3 protein-coding genes are annotated in these 2,633 nt (G+C 70.0%); 2 read left to right on the top strand and 1 reads right to left on the bottom strand.

Annotated features, from left to right (window positions below; genetic code table 11):
* Together IT359_15255 and IT359_15250 are read left to right on the top strand one after the other, a co-directional pair.
* A partial coding sequence (locus IT359_15255; GenBank protein MCC6930341.1) for an RNA polymerase subunit sigma-70 occupies positions 1 to 99 on the top strand: 99 nt, incomplete at its 5' end.
* A complete protein-coding gene (locus IT359_15250; protein ID MCC6930340.1) occupies positions 96 to 917 on the top strand; it encodes a hypothetical protein in 822 nt (273 codons plus the stop codon). The genes IT359_15255 and IT359_15250, both read left to right, overlap by 4 nt.
* Here IT359_15250 and IT359_15245 read toward each other — a convergent pair.
* The coding region (locus IT359_15245) for a tetratricopeptide repeat protein (GenBank protein MCC6930339.1) at positions 829 to 2,633 on the bottom strand (1,805 nt) is incomplete at its 5' end. The two genes, IT359_15250 and IT359_15245, sit on opposite strands and share 89 nt — an antisense overlap.

The raw sequence follows: 2,633 nt of genomic DNA, 5'->3' as shown, positions 1-2,633 counted from the left end.
GAGCAGACCGCCGAGTCGTTAGGCATCTCCCCGGCGACGGTCAAGCGTGACTGGACCTTTGCCCGCGCCTTCCTGCAGCGGGAGATGGACGGCGCGTGAGCCAGGAGGGGGGTGCGCCGATCACGCCGGCACGCCTGCTTCGCATCCGCGAGCTGTTCGACGCGGCGCTGGAGTTGGCGACGGAGGAGCGCGCGCCGTACCTGGCGCGGGCGTGTGCGGGCGACGACACCTTGCAGGGCGAGGTGGCCAGCCTGCTGGCCGCGCTCGATCGCGGCGGGGCCACCTGGGAACGATCGCTGGGGGCGTCGCTGGCCGACGTGGCGGCGCAGCACGACGAGGACGCCGCCATCGAGGAGGGCGGCGATGTTCTTGTGATTGAGGTTGGCGAGGATCTGGCGTTCGTAGCGGAAGCGGCGGATGGCGAGGTCGCCCTCGAGGCCGCGGCGGAGGAACTTGAGGGCGACGCGTTTCTGGAACTGGTCGTCGGCGCGGACGCCCTCGTAGACGGCCCCCATCCCGCCGTAGCCAATCAGGCGCGTCAGCTCGTAAGCCCCGATCCGGCGCCCCACGGCGCTCGCATCGTCTTGCGAGTGCATTGCCGAGGCGAGTGCATCGCCGGCGGGACTCTCCCAGGTTCCCCCGCCGCGCTCCAGCGCGGACAGCAGGCTCTCCACCTCGAAGCGCAGCGTGAGGTCGTCGCCACAGGCACGCGCGAGGTAGTCCGAACGCGCCTCGGTCGGCATCTCGAGCGCCGAGTCGAACAGCTCCCGGATGCGCGCCAGGCGCGCGGGGGTGAGTCCGGGTTCCGACCCCATGGATCGCCGCAGGTCAGCCACGCGCGTGCCACTTCCTGGCGTCTTCGCCGCGCCCCAGCTTTTCCATCAGCTCCGCCAGCCGCACCGCCACGCGCTTGGTGATCGGGTTGTCGGCCCCGCGCAAGGCAACAAGCTTTTCGTACGAACTCGTGAGCAGCTGCTCCGCCTCGGCGTTGCGCCCCATGCGACCCAGGTGATAGCCGTACACCGCCTCGGACGAGGCGATGCCCCAGTGCTCCGGGGGGAGGTACTTGCGGCGAATGTCGAGCGAACGCTGCAGCGCCGAGTCGGCGGCTGCGAACTGCTTGAGCGAATCGAGGGCGAGGCCAAGCGCCTGCAGCACCCCAGACGAGGAGGGCTCGCTCTCGTGCATCCCCTTCCCGATCTCGGGGACTACGCGCCGCGCCGCCTCCACCGTTCCGCGCATGTCGTTCGCGGTGTAGCGCAACTGGGCCAGGAGCGTCACGGCGCGCAGGTACTCGGTGTGATGCGGTCCCACGCTCGCCTCAAGGACGCGCATCGACTCATGCACAATGGAGTCGGCCGTGGCGCGTTCCCCCATCTGGTCGTGCAGGTCGGCGTAGCCGCGCAGCAGGCTTCCATAGTTTGGGCTCTTGCGCCCGTGCACGCTGGCCTCGACCGCCAGCGCCTCGCGCATCAGCGTGTCCGCCTTCTCGTATTCCCCGCGGTACATCAAGGCAACGGCGAGGTTGTTGAGCGTGTAGGGGAGCGAGACGCGCGACGCCGAGTCGGTGGCGGTGCGTCGCAGCGCGATCGACTCGAGCTTGACGGCCAGCGCTTCGTCGAGTCGCCCCTGGTGCTCGACCATGCGCGCCAGGTTGTCCAGCGCCGTCGCCAGCTCGTTGGCACTGCGCTGGTCGCGCGGCATGCGCCGCTGCTGCGCGACGTTGATGACGGCGAGCGACTCCGCCTCGGCAAAGGCGCCGCGCGCCTCGGCCAGGGCGACGAGGTACGAGTACGTCTGCGCCGTACGCTGGTCCAGCTCCCCGTACGACGCGCGACGCAGGGCGTACGCGCGCCGGACGTGGTCTTCGGCTTCCTTGTAGAGCCCCAGGCCGTAGAACGTCTGGCCAATGGTGTGTTGCAGCTCCCCCTCGATTTCCGGATCGAGCTTCTGGGTGCCGATGTCCTTCACCGCCTGGTCGAGGACCTGGGCCACGGTTACGTCGCGTCCGCTGTAGCCGGGATCGACCGCCGAGAGCATGGTGGAAAGGAAGGTGTTCACCTGCTCCATCTTCCTCCGCTCGAGCTGCGCGCGTTGCATCTGCCGGGTCGATGCGACGACGCCCCCAACGAGCGAGAGGAGCACGAGCGTCGCCGCCGACAGCTCGACCCGCCGGCGGCGCACAAACTTGCCAAGGCGGTAGCCGAGCGTGTCGCGCCGCGCGCTCACGGGGAGCCCGTCGAGGTGCCGGCGCAGGTCCTCGCCCAGTTGTTCGGCCGAGCCGTAGCGGCGGTCCGCTTCCTTGCGCAACAGTTGGAGAACGATCGCGTCGAGGTCGCCCGTGAGGCGCCGGCGCACCCGCTCCACCGATCCCTCGCCAAAGGTCGCCGCCGCGGCCGACGTGACCAGCGTCGATGGCACCGGCGGAGGGGCGAGCGCAATCATGGCCTGCATCTCGGCAAAGAGGTGGCCGTCGAAGGCAAAGGGGCGGCGGCCGGTGAGGAGCTCGCAGGCAATGACCCCTAACGAGTAGAGGTCGGAGGAGGTGGCCACGGGGAGGCCGCGGACCTGCTCGGGGGAGGCGTAGTCGGGGGTGAAGGCGTGGGCGCCGCCCTGGGTGGGGGGGAGCTGGT

Source organism: Gemmatimonadaceae bacterium (genome assembly GCA_020852815.1).
Classification (GTDB): Bacteria; Gemmatimonadota; Gemmatimonadetes; order Gemmatimonadales; family Gemmatimonadaceae; genus SCN-70-22.
The sequence above is the reverse complement of the archived record's forward strand: the minus strand, read 5'-3'. Positions and strand labels throughout refer to the sequence as shown.